We start from the raw sequence: 16,356 nt of genomic DNA on the forward strand, positions 1-16,356 counted from the left end.
GTTACTTCGCCAGCAGCCCCTTGTCCGGGTGATTCCAGCGAAGTAACGCTTCTGCCCGGGATATGATGCCAGTTCGAATGTCGATTATGGGCTGGTAGTAAACTTCAAGCTGGTTCTCCCGCAGGGCATCATCCAGTTCCCTGTTCAGCCGCATATGCTCTGATTCGCTCTGGGCCATCCATGACTCGAAGACCTGTATACGCTGGCCGCCCTGCTCCTTGGCAGAGTACATGGCCTGATCGGCACTGTGTATCAACTGGTCAACGTCCTTGCCGTCATCGGGGAAAACGGTCAGACCGATGCTGCCTGAAATGTGTACCCGGTGAGAATCAACGTTAAATACCTGTTCGAGGCTGGCTAAAACTCCCCTGGCGACTTCTTCTGCATCCTCCCGGCTGGTTTCCTTGAGGATAAGGGTGAATTCATCGCCGCCGAGGCGGGCCACGGTATCCATGGCCCGTACCTTGCCGCTCACTCGTTCGGCCACCTGCATCAACAGCCGGTCACCGGACCGGTGACCGAGCTGGTCGTTGGCCTGCTTGAAGTGGTCCAGATCGATGAACAGCAGCGCGAAAGTGCCCCGCTTTCGTTCGGATTCCAGCAAGGTCTGCTGGAGCCTGTCGAGGAACAACCGTCGATTGGGGAGGCCGGTCAGTGCATCAAAATTGGCATTTCGCCAGACCTGATACTCGGCCTTTTTGTGTTCGGGGATGTTGCGCGACGTCTTGACCACAGCCTCGACTTCGTTCGAATCGTTAAACACCGGGATAAACTGGCAATCCAGATACAACTCGCGGCCTGCAGGTGAACAGTGATGATACTCCCTGCGCTGGGTCTGACCGGTACTGACAGAAGTGATGATCGCATCGTGCAGCGCGGTGGCGGAGTCAAGATTCAGCTCCTGGGCAGTTTTACCAATGACATCCTGATGTGGCGAATTCACCAGATCGGCCATCGCGGCATTGAGAAACAGGTACCTGCCATCAGGTTCGAATATGGCGGCGGGATCAGGAGAAACCTTCAGCATGGCCTGAATCAGGCGTGAAACCTGATCTGTGTGTGCTGCAAAACTGGCAATTGAGGTGGCAATCAGTTGATCGATCGCTTCGTTGAAGCGAACCAGCTCATCGATGTCTTTTTCCGTGAAACCGCACTGGGCGACAACCCAGGCTCTGGTTACCCGGGCCCGCAGAGCCCGGAGCTCCTGCATCATCTGGAGCATGGACATACCGAGCTGTCGCCTGTTTTTGCCATGCTCCCCACCGATGTCCGGAGCAGGCATCTTGCCTTTGCCCAGAGCCTTGTTTGCCGCCTCGTCGCTGGTCTGCAAGGTACCAAGGTCCCCGGCGACGAACTCGAGCATTCCGCGGGCATGGTCGCGCAAGACGATGCTGTCCACGCCCTTCAGTTCCGGGGCGATTTCCAGCACGGCTTGTTCCCAGTCGTCGAGCAATTGCTCCATCTTCGTCCGGATAAATACGGCCAACTTCATACGATTGATCATAGTGACGATTCTGGATTAATGGATGTGTCAGGTCTGTACGGAAGCACGCTCTGAATCAACCGGTAGCCTGGCTGGTTTGAGGGCTTTATTTCAGCTGGAAAACGGTGGGAATGACAAATTCTGGTTATTTTCTATACTCAACAAACGTCTGGCCATTCACAGCCACGCAGTCGGGATGCGCCCCTTAAGCTGACATCATAGCGGTTTCTTAGCAAGACAACGTTGTGCACACCAGCCACGATAAGGGATTAAAGTAGCCATGAACGACCGTACCGCAACGGATTCAAAACCAGAACACCGTCAACCCGACAACAACTTCGGGCACCCACTGAACCTGCCGCTGGAAGACCTGCAGGTCGCCCGCGAACCCCACCGTCATGAGCGTTGGTTGGTTGCCAAGCTGTTGCGAATGTCAGGATCACCTCCGATACGGTTCCGGCTGTGGAACGGAGAAATAATAGAGCTCCAGGAAGGGCAGGCAGATTTCACTCTGTACCTGACCGATCCCAAAGCATTACTGACCCTGGTTTCAAACCCCAACCTTGCTTTCGGGGATCTTTACAGTGCCGGTAGGCTTCAGTTACTGGACGGCGAGCTCCCGGACCTTGCCGAAACCCTGTACCGGCATGTTCACCGGGCTATGCAGAACTGGCCCAGATGGCTGGAGACCCTCTGGAAAAATCACGCTCCCCGCTCCACTGATATTGATGACGCTAAAGAGAATATCCATCACCATTACGATCTGGGTAACGAGTTCTACAAACTCTGGCTCGATCAGGCTGAAATGCAGTACACCTGCGCCTATTATGAGACAGCGGATGCAACCCTTGAGCAAGCCCAGCTGGCAAAGCTGGAGCATGTCTGTCGCAAATTGCGGCTCAAACCAGGCATGACCGTGGTGGAAGCCGGCTCTGGCTGGGGCGGACTGGCCCGTTATATGGCACGAAATTACGGTGTAAAAGTCCATGCCTATAACATCTCCCGTGAGCAGATCAGCCATGCCCGGGAAGAAGCCCGGCGCCAGCAGCTGGACCACCTGATCACCTACGTAGAAGACGATTACCGTAATATCAGCGGTGAATACGACGCCTTTGTTTCCGTTGGCATGCTCGAACACGTGGGCAAGGAAAACTACCAGACCCTCTCCGACCTCATCAAACGTTGCCTCAAGCCCGAAGGGCTTGCCTTGTTGCACAGCATCGGCCGCAACCGCCCCATGCTGATGAATGCCTGGATCGAAAAACGCATTTTCCCGGGAGCCTACCCTCCCAGTATCGGAGAGTTCATGAGCCTCTGCGAAGCCAATGATTTCTCGGTAATGGATGTGGAGAATCTGCGATTGCATTACGCCCAGACCCTGATTCACTGGAAAGAGCGCTTCGATCAGAACGAGGACCGGGTGACAGAAATGTACGGTGAACATTTCACCCGAGCCTGGCGCATGTACCTTTCCGGCTCCATCGGTGCATTCCGGGCCGGCTCCCTGCAATTGTTCCAGGTGGTGTTCAGCCATGGCGATAACAACAATATCCCCCGCAGCCGCCGGGATCTGTATACCTCCCATGCAACACCGGAGGAGGTCTGATGGACAACTATGACCTGATCATCATTGGTGCAGGGCCGGCTGGATCCACACTTGCAACGGCGCTCGAAGGCAGCGACAAACGTGTTCTTATAGTCGACAAACAAACCTTTCCCAGAGACAAGACCTGCGCCGGATGGGTAACGCCAGCGGTCATGGACAGCCTCGCCATAGACACTCAGGACTATGGTGCCGACCGAACCCTGCAGCCTATACGCCGCTTCCGCATCGGCATGATGGGACAGGAACCGGTGGAAAATGACCATGGCGAAATCGTCAGTTACGGCATCCGCCGCAGTGAATTTGACCATTACCTGCTGCAGCGGGCCCATTGCGACAAAGTACTGGGAGAACCGGTCAGATCTATCGAGCAGGAAGGGGGGAACTGGGTGGTTAACGGCCGCTGGCAGGCGCCTCTGGTGGTCGGTGCGGGTGGCCATTTCTGCCCGGTCGCCCGCCTGCTTGGCGATGGTCCCGGCGGTCACGAGACAGTGATTGCAGCAAAGGAAGTGGAATTCGAAATGACACCGGCGCAAGCCAACACCTGCAAGGCCAGTGGCGTCACCCCGGAACTCTGGTTCTGCCGCGACCTGAAAGGGTATGGGTGGATCTTCCGTAAAGGCAATTATCTGAATATCGGACTTGGTCGCGAGGACAATTACAAGTTATCGGATCACCTGAACCACTTTGTCGACGAGATGAAACAGGCCGGCCGCATTCCCTCGGATCTGCCAGGCCGCTTCAAGGGACATGCCTATCTGCTTTACAACCACGCCCACCGTCCACTGGTGGATGACGGACTGATCCTCCTCGGCGATGCCGCCGGACTTGCCTACACCGAGAGTGGAGAGGGTATACGGCCAGCCATTGAGTCCGCCCTGCTGGCCGCAACGGTAATCCGGTCCGCTGAAAACTATTCGGCGAAATCTCTCCAGCCCTATGGCGATGCCATCGCTGAACGCTTTGGCAAGCGCGCAAGACAAAATGAAAACGGCTGGCAGTTACCGCAATGGGTCAAGGCGCCACTGGCCGGCACACTAATGCGCTCCCACTGGTTTACCCGCAAAGTGGTGACTGAAAAGTGGTTCCTGCACCAGGACCTACAACCGCTGAAAGCAGCTGTGCAATGAGTTTATGGATGTTAGGCTACGTATGAAATCGGTAGTCCCTTCTATAAACACAAATAACAGGAAGAAGAATGATCAAACTCCACGGTTTTTCTGCCAGCAATTACTACAACGTGCCCAAGCTTGCCCTTCTGGAGAAAGGCATAGAGTTTGAAGAAGTGTTGTCGTACACCGGCGTTGGTCCCAAGTACAAACCCGAGTACCTGGACAAGAGCCCTCTTGGCAAAGTGCCGGCACTTGAAACACCCGAAGGATTTATCAGTGAATCCCGCGCCATTCTGGAGTACATCGAACGGGCGTATCCGGAACCTTCCTTGCTACCAGCCACACCCTTTGGCATCGCCAAGGTGCAGGAGTTATCCCAGTTCATTGAGCTTTACTTCGAGCTGGTGGCGCGTCGCCTGATCCCAAACCTTCTGGGCCGTACCCAGCCGGATCCAACTGTGTTGAAAGAAGTCGAGAATGGCTTTAACAAGGCCGTCGCGGCGCTGCCAAAGCTGTCGACCTTCGAGCAGTTTGCCTACGGTGACCAGTTCACCCTGGCGGATATCGCTGTAATACTGAATCTTCCTGTTGTACGCAACGTTGGCAAGGCGTTTCTCGACAGGGATCCACTGTCAGAAGTGCCGGGACTGAATGCCTACTGCGCTCGCATGGAAGAGAGGCCCCATGTCAAAAAGATTCGTGCGGACGCAGCAGAAAACCGCCCCCACTTCATGGCGCACCTGAAGGCGCTGTACGGGATATAACAATGGCGCATTACTAGGTAGATGACGCAGTCCCGATAAATAAACCCATACCCCTCCCGATAAAGGCGCATACTGCGCCACCTGAGCGCAATGGGGTGTCATGACACCGCCAGTACAGCTGCGAGATCAGGATCATGATCGGGAGTTTTTTATGTCAGTTACCCAGACAAATAACAACAGCGTAGCAATGGTGGCCATCATTGTAGTCGGCCTGCTTATTGCCGGTGCGGGCGTTCTTTACTACACGGGTGCCTTCAGCGGCGGTAACACCACTGTGATTGAAACCCCTGCGGAAAAAGAAAGCGGCCTCAGCCTGAAATTCGATAACACCAGCGACGGCATCAAAACCGAAATCACCACCGACTGATTCTTCACTGCCACGCTTGGGGAAAGTACCGTAAGCCTGGCAGGTTCCGGCGACATTGAGTCGTCGGTATCAGGGCTATCGCACCATCAATGCGAAGCCACAAAAAAAGGCAGCCGAAGCTGCCTTTCTGGTCATGCGGTTGTTATTCAGATAACAACAACATTGTCCGCCTGAAGGCCTTTCTGGCCCTGGCTGACGTCAAATCCGACCAACTGGCCTTCTGCCAGAGTCTTGAAGCCGCTGCCCTGGATGGCGCTGAAGTGAACAAAAACGTCCGGGCCGCTTTCTGGAGTGATAAAACCAAAGCCTTTGGCTTCGTTGAAGAACTTTACTGTGCCGGTAGTGTTAGACATATCTTTATATCCTGAATTCAATAATTTTGGTTGCCGCCAATACATCGAATCGATGATCGGTCAGCGGTATGCGGAAAAAATAGGAAGACTCGAAAACAGGACGGTGAACTACCAGTAACTACCAGAGAAACGTCATATTCTTGAAGTACGTAACAAATCTTTTCAACAAGCACACCTTAACCCATCCCTGACTCATTCGCAAAATTATTTGATAACTACATATTAGGAAGCCGCTCGAACCAGATGCAAGGCAGCGTTAAAGTTGAAACAGGCACTCAGGAGCTAATACCCCCGGTGCCAAGTGGACTGAGTAGCGCAGCCAGACGGGCGCTAGAGCACGTACATCCGCAGCGGCATCCACAGCCCCATACCAATCATGATCAGATTCTCGGTCAGCGAAACAAAGCCCAGGGGCACATTGCTATCGCCGCCGACGCAGGCACATTTAAGTTCCCGCTTGTCGATGTAAACCGCCTTGAACACAGATACCGCGCCGACCACCCCGATAAACAACGCCAGCGGCGCCGCCACCCAGATCAAGGTTCCTGCAAGCATCAGCAATCCGGCGGCGGTCTCCGCATAGGGATAGACATAGCCGTAACGCACCTGGCGCTGGGCCAGCAGATCGTAATTCAGGAACATGGTACTGAAACTTTCGATATCCTTGAGCTTCTGCAGGCCCAGCAAGACCATGGCTATGGCCACAAAGTATTCCGGCATTCTGACACTCAGCAGCGACCCCGTTGCAGTCCAGCTGACTGCCAGCCCCATGAGAAAGGCAACAGCAAACAACGCAATCACAGGCTGATAGGTGGTCTCGTCCGATTGTGTGACCTTGAGCCCGAGATACTCCCGCACTTCTTCGTACCCACCGATACGGCGGTTATCGATGAAAGTCTGGGGGGTGCTCTCAACATCATGTTGCTGCTTAAAGTCGTCGATTTCCTGACGGGACCGCAGGGGGTGGTCATCAACCTGAAACCCTTTGCGCTCCAATAGATCCTTGGTCTTGAGTCCGAAGGGGCAGAGATGGTCCTCCATGACCATGCGGTACAACCTGGCCCTGTGATCACTATTTTCTGACGTTGCGTGATCCATTTCAGTCCTCCTCTTCCTGATGGGATTGAATATAGAGTCTAGGTCAGTAGAGGCGAACTGAAAAATCAGCGCGATGATCAGCCCGCTGCAGCGATTACTTTGGCTGGGACAAAATGATAAACAGTGGCCCCGTCGGGTATCAGCGCACTGGCTGACAACCACGGACCGCAAGGGCAATATCGGTAGTCGCCTTGATCTGATCGTAGTACCTGGCGGCGGTTTCCACTCCCATATTGGCGTAGTTGCCGGCGGTAGGACTGATTAACTGGCCAAGCTGAGCCCAGGCCACCGCTGAATCACGATCCTGCTGATAGGCAGAAAAGGCCTGATAGATTCTGTTGCAGGTAATGCCATCGCCATCAGCGGCGGCGGAGGATACGTTGGCTGAGGTCTGACAACCGGTCAGGGTGACCGCTACCAGAACTGGAACAAGACCTTTAATTTTCACTGATGGAATCTCCCGGGTTGAGAAGCGCAGGTTACAGAGACATGACCCGCAATAGCAGCGTTTTCTTCTATTTACTGTTCAGGTAACCATTGCAGACTCGGAGGGACAGCATTATGTCCTGTTCGATTGGTCTGGTGCTGACTCCAGAGCAACCAAGGTCCGGCGTGCCTCCCAAATCTGCCTTCGCTTAACCTGCAAGATTCTGCGCCAGCAGCACCGGCCCCGTCAGGGCAATCCCCCAGGCAAACAAGGCGAGCAGCCCGTCTTTGGAAATCATTGCGAGTCCGAACGTCATCAGTGCCAGGCCGGCAATACTGGAACTGAACGGAATAAGTTCGGTTGCGGGCATGACCATGGCAATAGCCATGCAGGCCAGCGCCATGACGTAAAGGCCGGGGCCTCTGACCAGCAGGGGTAGGCGTGGCTGGATCAGACCGTCAATGCGACCGGCAGCGGGCCTTAGCATGGCCAGACCCTGCAGGAGTTTTTTACGTGGTATCCGCCGCCTCACGAGCCAGCCCGGCAGCCAGAAATTGGTTCGCCCCAACAGCAGCTGGCCCAGGGTCAGCAGGGTAAGCAGGCCCATCAGTGTCGGCATCCCCGGCACACCACTCAGTGGCGTGACCAGGATCAGACCCACCAGGAGCAGCATGGGGCCGAAGGTACGATAGCCCACCGAATCCATCATTTCGCCAATGGTCACGTGTGCCCGCCCGGCCGCTCCGGCCTCGATCAGATCCAGCAGCTGTTCGATACTTGCTGGATCGCTGTGATTGTCCATTCACCTCTCCGGACTGACTGACATCGACTGGGGTTACAGGCTATCAGAGAATTTCCCCATTTGGTCATCACTGCCCTGGTGCGGCTTCATGACAGACCACTCTTTTCCTGCCATAACTATGAAACATCTTCTATTGTTAGGGAAGATCAGCGGGAACGGTTGCAACGGGACATCAGGATCTGGCCTGGCACAGGCCCTGCACTTCCGTTGGAAATCACTCATCAGCAGATCTGGATCGAGCGCAGGGAGGATGGAGCCATGGCTCAGGATAATGTCCGTGAATCAGACGACAGCTTGCCAGAACACAGCGAAGGAATCCGGGTAGGCCGGGAGCTGCTCGCCGCCACCAAGCCTTATGTTGAAGAGTCCACAGCAACCAGCTGGTGGTATGTTGGTTCTACCTTCCTGTTGATGATAGCCGCGCTGACAGGCGCCGGACTGATCCCCTGGTGGCCTCTCAGAGTCGCGTTTTCAGTGTTGGGCTCCCTGCTGATGGTACGTGCCTTCATCACCTTTCATGATTACCTGCATGGCGCGATTCTCAGGCAGTCCCGGGTTGCCTGGTGGCTCTTTCACGCTTACGGCGCGTTCACCCTGACGCCGACACGCTCCTGGCGCGCCAGTCATAATTACCATCACGGCCATGTGGGCCAGATCATGTCCGCCAGTGTCGGCGCCTTTCCGCTGATAACCGCCCGCATGTGGCAGAACGCAACGCCCTGGCAGCGTTTTTCCTATCGCGCCCAGCGGCACCCACTGGTGGTGCTGTTGAGCTACCCCATTGTCTTCGGGCTGAACGTCACCATCCTGCCCTTGCTGAGGGACCCCGCCAATCACCTGGACTCCCTGGTGGCGCTGATCTGCCATTTCGGGCTGATCGCCATACTCTGGCTGCTGGGCGGTTTCACAGTGGTGTTTTTTGTCATCCTGCTACCGATGACCCTTGCCTCCGCCATGGGAAGCTATCTGTTTTTTGCCCAGCACAGCTTCCGGCGTATGCAGATTGCCTCCCCCGAAGCCTGGAGCTATTACCGGGGGGCCATGGAATCGTCCAGTTACATGGGGATGAACCGGGTGATGCAGTGGTTCACCGGCAATATTGGCTATCACCACATTCACCACCTGAACGTTCGGATTCCCTTCTACCGTCTTCCCGAAGTGATGGCGGCCATTCCGGAACTGCAGTCACCATTAACCACGAGCCTTGCACCCGGTGAGATCGCCGACTGCTTTCGGTATGCCCTGTGGGATGAGGGCAAACAGCGAATGGTGACCTACAGCGAAGCCAGTAGTGGCGCGCTCCCTTAAGATCCGTCAAGATCCGTCGCCTGAATCGGGGCTTGTTTGCAATCCGTCGCCATGCTTCACTTTCCAGACGCCCCCTCCATCTGCCTTCCGGAAACCACGTTATGTCCAGTCTTGTCACGGTCCGTTCATTGGTGCGAGATAACGCCCGCCGGCTACCGCCGTTACTGCTCAGTGTCGCACTGCTGGGCGGGTGTGCTTCGCTGTACTACGACACCATGGAAAAATTCGGGTATGAAAAGCGCGACATCCTTGTAGACCGGGTGGAAAATGCGCGGGACAGCCAGAATGACGCCCAGGAAACCTTCCGCTCGTCCCTCGAGCGCTTCCAGAGTGTGGTGGACACGCCGGATACCGAGCTCAAGGATCAGTACGCCGAAATCAGTGACGCGTACGAGGCCAGCAAATCAAGCGCGGAAAAAGTCCGCGACCGCATCGACAAGGTGGAAGACGTTGCTGATGATCTGTTCGACGAGTGGGAGGACGAGCTCGACAAATACGAAAGCGCCTCTCTGCGACGCAGCAGTGAACAGCAGCTGGACGAAACCCGCACTCAGTACAGCCAGCTGATCAGTCGCATGCATGAAGCTGAAGATCGTATGGACCCGGTTTTACGGGCCTTTCAGGATCAGGTGCTGTACCTCAAACACAACCTGAATGCCCAGGCAATCGGTTCCCTGAGGAATGAACTGGTAACCATCCGCCAGGATGTGGATGAGCTTATTCGCAACATGGAACAGTCGGTTGCGGAGTCCGAGGCGTTTATTCGTCGCTTTCGCCAGGGCGAGTGACACCTGACTGGCTTTTTGCTTCAGCATCAAGGCCATAGTGTCGTGACGAAACCGGGCAGCCCTTGAAAGCAGTAGCTCTGTCCCCAACTAGAGAGTAGTTCGAAGGTTCTGGCTGCAGGCCGGTCATTTTCCTTTTTGAACGGCACTTTCACCCAACCACCACCGGGACAGAGCACTATGGGAACCCTTAACAAGCCATTTCAGGCGCGCACCTTCTGGCGCTTTACATCGCTGATGGCACTGGTACTGATGCTCAGTGGCTGCGGGATCAACAACATCCCCAGCTATGACGAGAGAGTCACTGCCGCCTGGTCTCAGGTGGAAAACCAGTATCAGCGACGCGCCGACCTTATTCCCAATCTGGTGGAAACCGTTAAAGGTTTCGCCGCTCAGGAGCAGGAAACCCTGACTGCGGTGATCGAAGCCCGTTCAAGGGCCACCTCTATCCAGGTGGACGAGAGCATTCTCAATAACCCCCAGAAGCTGCAGCAGTTCCAGCAGGCCCAGGGTGAACTGAGCAGTGCGCTGAGCCGGCTGATGGCAGTGTCCGAAAGGTACCCCGACCTGAAGTCGAACCAGAACTTCCTGGCTTTGCAGTCCCAGCTTGAAGGCACCGAAAATCGTATTGCCGTCGCACGCCGGGATTTCATTCAGGCCGTGGAGCGCTACAACACCGAACTGCGCACCTTCCCGGGCAAGATCTGGCACAGCCTCCTGTACAGCGATCTGGAGCCCCGCGCCAATTTCGAAGCCACGGCACAGGATGCGGATGAAGCACCTGCGGTGCAGTTCTGATGGCTGCCCTGCCAACCAAGAGTCTGATAGTCGCGTTGCTGCTGTCGCTGCCGGCCATTGCCTGGGCGCAGGCAACACCTGAGTTTCCCGAACTGACGGGCCGTGTGGTAGACCGGGCAGACATGCTTTCTGCCGACGTGGAAACACGCCTGAGCCAGATGCTTCAGGCCCACGAGCAGGCCAGTACCGAACAGGTAGTGGTGGTGACCTTGCCAGACCTGCAGGGGTTTCCGATTGAGGATTTCGGTTATCAGCTGGGCCGGCATTGGGGTATCGGTCAGGAGGGCGAGGACAACGGCGCCCTGCTGATCGTGGCACAGGATGAACGCGAAGTGCGTATCGAGGTAGGTTACGGCCTTGAAGGCCGGCTTACCGACGCTGACGCCTCAGTCATTATCAATCGCATCATCACACCCGCTTTCCGGCAGGGTGATTTTCAGGCCGGCATCCTCAACGGTGCTGCGGCCATGATTCAGGTTCTCGGTGGCGAACCCCTGGCAGCGCCTCAGGGCCAGCAACCCGGTGCAGGCCAGGAAAAGCCCAAAGCCGGTCTGGTCGCACTGCTGTTCATTCTGATGATGGCGGTAACGTTCTTTATCGGTAGTCGTGGTGGCCGCGGTGGTCGCGGAGGTGCTGCACTGATCGGCGCCGCACTGCTGGGTGGCGCCATGGGCGGCCGGGGCGGTGGCTTCGGCGGTGGTGGTGGATTTGGCGGCGGCGGTGGCGGCTTTGGCGGTGGTGGTGCCTCCGGTGGCTGGTAACTTCGCCCTGCTCTGCGCGCGCGCTGACTCCCCTAACCTGACATTGAGTACCCCAGAATCATGACCTTACTAAGCAAAACCGATCAGGAAGCCGTTACTGCCGCCATCAACGAGGTGGAACGGCACACCGACGCCGAACTGGTCACCGTGCTGACGGCCCAGTCTGATAACTACGCCTATATCCCCTTGCTCTGGGCCGGCATCCTGGCGTTATTGGTTCCGGGTGTGGCCAATTACTTCGCCAGCTGGTTCAGCGCGGATATGCTGTTGCTGGTGCAGTGGGGTACGTTCATCCTGCTCAGCCTGCTGTTCCGGGTGCCCGGTATCAACACCCGCCTGATTCCCCGGCAGGTACGTTACTGGCGCGCCTCCAACCTGGCACGGCGGCAGTTTCTGGAGCAGAACCTGCATCATACGGACGGTGCTACCGGCATGCTGATTTTTGTTTCGGAGGCAGAACGCTATGTGGAGATCCTGGTGGATCAGGGCATTGCCGACGTACTGGATAACAAGGTGTGGGAAGGCATAGTAGCGGACTTCACCGCCAAGGTGCGCCAGGGCCAGACCCAGCAGGGATTTCTCGACTGCATTGCAGCCTGCGGCACCCTTCTGAAGGAGCACGTGCCCGCCACTCACGAGCGCAATGAGCTGCCCAATCATCTGGTGATACTGCCGTAAACTCAGTGGCCATCACCCGGCGCCCGGAAACCGCTCAGTCAATCACCCACGGTGGTCTGATTGAAATAGCGGTCAATCTGGGCGTAGGCCACATCGTTGCCGCACACCGGAAAACCCAGGAACCCCACAACCCGGTCCCATACCCGTATCCTGACTTTGTTCAGAAACGTTGCGAACCGGGGGACGTTGTCGTTCATTAATCCCTCGTTGTGTTCGATAAAATTCAGCTCGGCCATCAGGGACGGCACGATAACCACCGGATTATTATTGTGTCGCAGCAACTGCGAGTACCAGAGGTCGTCCGCTGTGGGCGCAAGTTCAAGGTAGGAATCATCCACAATGTCCTGCTCCCGGAACATGGACCTTGTCAGGACCACACCACCGCCAAAGGTGACGATGAAATTATCGTCAACAACCGTGGGCTGATCGATCAGATTCCAGTAGAGGTAAGACGTTTTCCGTCCCAGGAAGTTGACTCTTTTGGTTCTTGCTCTCGCGGCTACAGCCCTGCCCCCGGCTCCATCATAGGCTTGCATCAGCCCACTCAGCCAATGTCGGCCATAGAAGATATCGTCGTCTGCAGTCACAATGATGTCGTCAGCTTCCGCCTCCCGCAGCACCGGAATCAGTTTGCGATAGGGCCCGGTGTTCGGCACCCAACGGACGGATATCAACGTTCTTGCGGGTTCGGGCAGAGTTTCGATTAACCGGTCGATTTCAGTGGAATCATCCATTCCCCGGTCTCTCAGATAGGGTTCTCTTGAAACCCACAGATGGATCCGATCGGGACTCCGGGATTGCATCAACAGCGACGTCAGCGTGATCCTGCACAGGTTCAGCCGCTGGGATGTCGTGGTCAGATTGACGGTCAACACAGATCAGACCTCAGCGCGTAGTGATTGGTGAATAAAGGCCTGTTCAAAGGACATCCGGCACAACCCAACGACCTCACGATCTGGTGAAGCCAGGGCGGATCCCTGCCAATGACAAACACCGGTAGACAAGTGATTTAATCGCCAGCCTTGCCCCTACCATAACGGGCGTTTGCCTTGCCGGCAGCAGCGCCAACGCGGGCGGGTAGGAGCGACTGATCAGATCCACGGCTTCTTTGAGCTTTTCTTCATGGGCCAGGACGGTGTTCAGGTCATCAATCAGATAGTCGTCCCAGGAAAGCTGGGTGCGATACATCTCAATGATTTTTCCCATCACATCACCGCCGAGCGCTGAAAAAATGCTCACCGCCAGGGCACAAGCCCGGTAGGTGTCCACAAAGGCTTTGGCATTGTCTGACGTGGAGGTAACACTGGATTCGTTGAGAACGTATTCGTGAAGAATTTCATCTAGCAGAAAAACCGCCTGCGCTTTCTGGAAGCACCCGATATTCAGCAGAAGATCTTCATTGATATTCTGACGCCAGGGGAAGTGCATAGCGGCCCAGGGATCAATCACCTCCCGACGATAGAGCTTGTTCCACAGCATTCCGGTTCCGAATTCAAACCGGCAGAACTTACCGAACACATCCGAATCTATTTTTTTACTGCGCTTGAACCGGAGCTTCGGTGCGATGGGTTTACGGTCAGACGTCACCCGCCAGGAACCACAAACCACGATGTCGACATCCTGCCGGTCAGCCACGTCCAGCAGCCTCTCAAACATGTCGGGACGGGCAAAATCATCGGCATCGAGAAAGCCGATCCAGGGGGCTGTTGCTTTTTTGAGGCCAGCCAGGCGGGCCTCATGAACTCCCTGGTTTTCTGCCAGATGGATCACCACAATATTGCGGTTTTCGCTGGCCAGACGGTTCAGAACGGCTGCCGAATTGTCCGTAGAAGCATCGTTTACCACGATTATTTCGAGATTCTCAAGCGTCTGATCAAGCAGGGATTTCAAAGAGCGTTCAAGGCCTTGGCCGGCGTTAAAAACCGGCACGATCACCGATACGCTCGGGGCGTTAATCATCAGCATTCCCGTTAAATAGTTGGTCCATCAAGAACAGCCTTCCTTCACACGGCCTGCGGTCCCCGAAATCCCGGTTGGCAATTCCCTGCCGCGACGCAAGCCAGTTCACAACTATCAACCAATTCCCCCACCGTCTCAATATCGCCTATTGCGACACAAACTCGAAGGACTGCCCCGACGACACTTCATGCCCATTTACTTGCTAAAGCGACCAATACGAAATGTCACCCCCGTTTTGAGCCCTGTCTTCCCTGGATTTTGTCAGTCCGGGTGTCACTCAGTATGTGATGCAGGCCCCCACAGTCCACCAGGGGATCATCGCAGTTGACCAGGACCTCCGAACGGGACAGCACAAAAGCACGGCCGGTGATGGTGTTGTCTACCACCTCGTAGCCCGCCGTCCCGTGACTGACAGGGTGAGTGCCGGTGATCTGACCTACAAACCCGGTATTTCGCAAAGAAACGGTTTCCAGGCGGTCACCGGGCGAAAGCAGATCCTGATGGTGCATCAGCGCCAGCCGAGCTGAGGTACCGCTGCCGGTGGTGCTGCGGCAGATGACCCCGGGATGAACATAGGTGGCCGAGCGGGAGCGATAGAAGTCATCGGCTACCTGCTCCACCGGTCCCATGAAATGCAGAAAGGACAGTTCCCCCACATCACCCAGCGTGTAATGGGACAAACTCTCCCGGGCCCGGATAGCCTCGACAATGGCGTGGGCACATCGGGCCAGGCGGGACTCTTCGTCCAGTATAAGCTGGAAACCGAGATCAGCTGCCTCCACCAGTGCATAGAAGCCACCGCTGTAGGCGAGGCTGAAGGTCACCTCGCCCCGACCCGGAACCTGGATTCGTTCCCGGTAGCTGTGGATGTAACTGGGCAATCCGCTACAGGTGATTGCCTCCACCACGCCGCTGGTCACTCGTGCCCGGATATCCACCAGCCCCGCCGGGGATTCGAGGGTGAACTGCTGCTCGCCCTCCATCTTCGGGATCAGGCCACTTTCCAGCAAGGCAGTGGCGGTGCAGATGGTGTTTGAGCCGGAGTAGATCGGATACCCCATCACCTCCATGATGATGTAGCCAAAGCTCGCCCCGGGGTCACTGGCGGTCACAATCAGATCTACCGACATTTCCGGGGCGCCGTAGGGTTCGGACAACAACAGCCGGCGCAAACCGTCGGCGTTGCTGGCCAGATACTCCATCTGGTTCCGTACCGTGCCGCCCGGCAGCGGGTTGACGCCGCCGGTGACGATGCGACTGACGTCACCGGCGGCATGGGTATCCATAACCTGCAGCCGGAGGTCTTCTCTGGCGTATTTCATGACGCCTTCTCCAGCGCCCAGCGTGCACCGTGCTGCGCCCACTGGGCGTCAGGCACCACCACAATCTTGCCCAGAAAATCACTGCCACGTTCGACAAAATAGCGCTCGGCGTCGTGCAGGCGGGACAGCCTGAAAGCACCGTGCAATACCGGTTTCAGGGTGCCGGAGCGGATCCAGCCGATGAGCTGCTCTGCTTCTGCCCGGGTACCATGGGAGACGCCAAAGATCTGCACCTGGTACAGGTAGATCCGGGTCCAGAGGATTTCGCTGACATTGCCTCCTCCGGCGCCGGCGATACTAAGGCGAGGCGGCGTGTGGCGAAGGCCCATATCGAAAATCATGGTTTCAATGAAGACGTCGGTCATGGTGCCGCCTACCAGATCCATGACGGCGTCCATAGGCCGGCCACCCGTCAGCATGCGGGCTCGCCCGGCCAGGTCGCCCGGATCGTTGCGGTCAAGCACCGCCTCTGCGCCCAGAGCCTTCAACTTATCGGCCTTGTCAGCAGTACTGAGCGCATAGGGTATGGCGCCAAGCAGGCGGCACAATTGAATCAGCGCCGTACCCACGCCACCACTGGCTCCGGTGACCAGCACCCGCTCCCCTGCGCTGACGCCGGCCACGGTGAGCATATGAAAGGCTGTCTGGCAGGAGCACATTCCCAGCGAAGCCAGTTCAGCATCGGACAGCGCCGGGTTGTCGACACAGTGGAACTGATCGGAGGGCACCGCCACAA

Annotated in this window: 18 protein-coding genes; 9 read left to right on the forward strand and 9 right to left on the reverse strand. The window is 56.5% G+C overall.

What is annotated here, in order from left to right:
• Nucleotide 1: 1 nt before the first annotated feature.
• Nucleotides 2-1,504: a diguanylate cyclase gene (locus AAC035_RS08075; RefSeq protein WP_339802297.1), complete on the reverse strand. Its 1,503-nt coding sequence runs from the start codon at nucleotides 1,502-1,504 to the stop codon at nucleotides 2-4.
• Between the two features lie 259 nt (nucleotides 1,505-1,763).
• On the opposite strand from AAC035_RS08075, the gene AAC035_RS08080 reads away from it, so the two are divergent.
• The 4 genes from AAC035_RS08080 (at nucleotide 1,764) to AAC035_RS08095 (ending at nucleotide 5,329) form a co-directional block, all read left to right on the forward strand.
• Nucleotides 1,764-3,089, forward strand: coding sequence for a cyclopropane-fatty-acyl-phospholipid synthase family protein (locus tag AAC035_RS08080; RefSeq protein WP_339802299.1), 1,326 nt, complete (start codon nucleotides 1,764-1,766; stop codon nucleotides 3,087-3,089).
• Nucleotides 3,089-4,216 carry an NAD(P)/FAD-dependent oxidoreductase gene (locus AAC035_RS08085; RefSeq protein WP_339802302.1) on the forward strand — a complete coding sequence of 376 codons (1,128 nt, stop codon included), beginning with the start codon at nucleotides 3,089-3,091 and terminating at the stop codon, nucleotides 4,214-4,216. The genes AAC035_RS08080 and AAC035_RS08085 overlap by 1 nt, the downstream gene beginning before the upstream one ends.
• A gap of 68 nt (nucleotides 4,217-4,284) precedes the next feature.
• On the forward strand, nucleotides 4,285-4,962 hold the full coding sequence (locus AAC035_RS08090) for a glutathione S-transferase family protein (RefSeq protein WP_339802305.1): 678 nt from the start codon (nucleotides 4,285-4,287) through the stop codon (nucleotides 4,960-4,962).
• A 151-nt stretch (nucleotides 4,963-5,113) separates the two neighbouring features.
• Nucleotides 5,114-5,329 carry a hypothetical protein gene (locus tag AAC035_RS08095; RefSeq protein WP_339802308.1) on the forward strand — a complete coding sequence of 72 codons (216 nt, stop codon included), beginning with the start codon at nucleotides 5,114-5,116 and terminating at the stop codon, nucleotides 5,327-5,329.
• Between the two features lie 146 nt (nucleotides 5,330-5,475).
• Here AAC035_RS08095 and AAC035_RS08100 read toward each other — a convergent pair whose 3' ends face one another.
• From AAC035_RS08100 to AAC035_RS08115, 4 genes are all read right to left on the reverse strand, one after another.
• Nucleotides 5,476-5,682: a cold-shock protein gene (locus AAC035_RS08100; RefSeq protein ID WP_339802311.1), complete on the reverse strand. Its 207-nt coding sequence runs from the start codon at nucleotides 5,680-5,682 to the stop codon at nucleotides 5,476-5,478.
• A 330-nt stretch (nucleotides 5,683-6,012) separates the two neighbouring features.
• Nucleotides 6,013-6,780 (reverse strand): glutaredoxin family protein, encoded by a 768-nt coding sequence (locus AAC035_RS08105; RefSeq protein WP_339802314.1) that lies wholly within the window; start codon nucleotides 6,778-6,780, stop codon nucleotides 6,013-6,015.
• A 139-nt stretch (nucleotides 6,781-6,919) separates the two neighbouring features.
• Nucleotides 6,920-7,228 carry a hypothetical protein gene (locus AAC035_RS08110; protein WP_339802317.1) on the reverse strand — a complete coding sequence of 103 codons (309 nt, stop codon included), beginning with the start codon at nucleotides 7,226-7,228 and terminating at the stop codon, nucleotides 6,920-6,922.
• Nucleotides 7,229-7,415: 187 nt separating this feature from the next.
• Entirely contained in the window at nucleotides 7,416-8,009 is a 594-nt protein-coding gene (locus AAC035_RS08115; RefSeq protein ID WP_339802320.1) for an exopolysaccharide biosynthesis protein, read from the reverse strand.
• A gap of 258 nt (nucleotides 8,010-8,267) precedes the next feature.
• Between AAC035_RS08115 and AAC035_RS08120 the strand changes: the two genes are divergently transcribed.
• From AAC035_RS08120 to AAC035_RS08140, 5 genes are all read left to right on the forward strand, one after another.
• Nucleotides 8,268-9,317, forward strand: a complete 1,050-nt coding sequence (locus tag AAC035_RS08120; protein ID WP_339802323.1) for a fatty acid desaturase — start codon at nucleotides 8,268-8,270, stop codon at nucleotides 9,315-9,317.
• 101 nt (nucleotides 9,318-9,418) lie between these two features.
• The gene (locus AAC035_RS08125; RefSeq protein ID WP_339802326.1) at nucleotides 9,419-10,105 is read left to right on the forward strand and encodes a DUF2959 domain-containing protein; all 687 of its coding nucleotides are present in this window, start codon (nucleotides 9,419-9,421) and stop codon (nucleotides 10,103-10,105) included.
• A 234-nt stretch (nucleotides 10,106-10,339) separates the two neighbouring features.
• Entirely contained in the window at nucleotides 10,340-10,900 is a 561-nt protein-coding gene (locus tag AAC035_RS08130; protein WP_339802344.1) for a LemA family protein, read from the forward strand.
• On the forward strand, nucleotides 10,900-11,661 hold the full coding sequence (locus AAC035_RS08135) for a TPM domain-containing protein (RefSeq protein ID WP_339802329.1): 762 nt from the start codon (nucleotides 10,900-10,902) through the stop codon (nucleotides 11,659-11,661). The genes AAC035_RS08130 and AAC035_RS08135 overlap by 1 nt, the downstream gene beginning before the upstream one ends.
• 60 nt (nucleotides 11,662-11,721) lie before the next feature.
• Nucleotides 11,722-12,339, forward strand: a complete 618-nt coding sequence (locus AAC035_RS08140) for a TPM domain-containing protein (protein ID WP_339802332.1) — start codon at nucleotides 11,722-11,724, stop codon at nucleotides 12,337-12,339.
• A 38-nt stretch (nucleotides 12,340-12,377) separates the two neighbouring features.
• Here the strand turns inward: AAC035_RS08140 and AAC035_RS08145 are convergent, their stop codons facing one another.
• The 4 genes from AAC035_RS08145 to AAC035_RS08160 all read right to left on the reverse strand — a co-directional run.
• Nucleotides 12,378-13,073, reverse strand: a complete 696-nt coding sequence (locus AAC035_RS08145) for a hypothetical protein (protein ID WP_339802334.1) — start codon at nucleotides 13,071-13,073, stop codon at nucleotides 12,378-12,380.
• A 214-nt stretch (nucleotides 13,074-13,287) separates the two neighbouring features.
• Nucleotides 13,288-14,298: a glycosyltransferase gene (locus AAC035_RS08150; RefSeq protein WP_339802337.1), complete on the reverse strand. Its 1,011-nt coding sequence runs from the start codon at nucleotides 14,296-14,298 to the stop codon at nucleotides 13,288-13,290.
• Between the two features lie 224 nt (nucleotides 14,299-14,522).
• The gene (locus AAC035_RS08155; protein ID WP_339802339.1) at nucleotides 14,523-15,620 is read right to left on the reverse strand and encodes a proline racemase family protein; all 1,098 of its coding nucleotides are present in this window, start codon (nucleotides 15,618-15,620) and stop codon (nucleotides 14,523-14,525) included.
• On the reverse strand, nucleotides 15,617-16,356 hold a 740-nt coding region (locus AAC035_RS08160), incomplete at its 5' end, for a zinc-binding dehydrogenase (protein WP_339802341.1). The genes AAC035_RS08155 and AAC035_RS08160, both read right to left, overlap by 4 nt.

This window comes from uncultured Marinobacter sp. (genome assembly GCF_963974375.1).
Taxonomy (GTDB): domain Bacteria; phylum Pseudomonadota; class Gammaproteobacteria; order Pseudomonadales; family Oleiphilaceae; genus Marinobacter.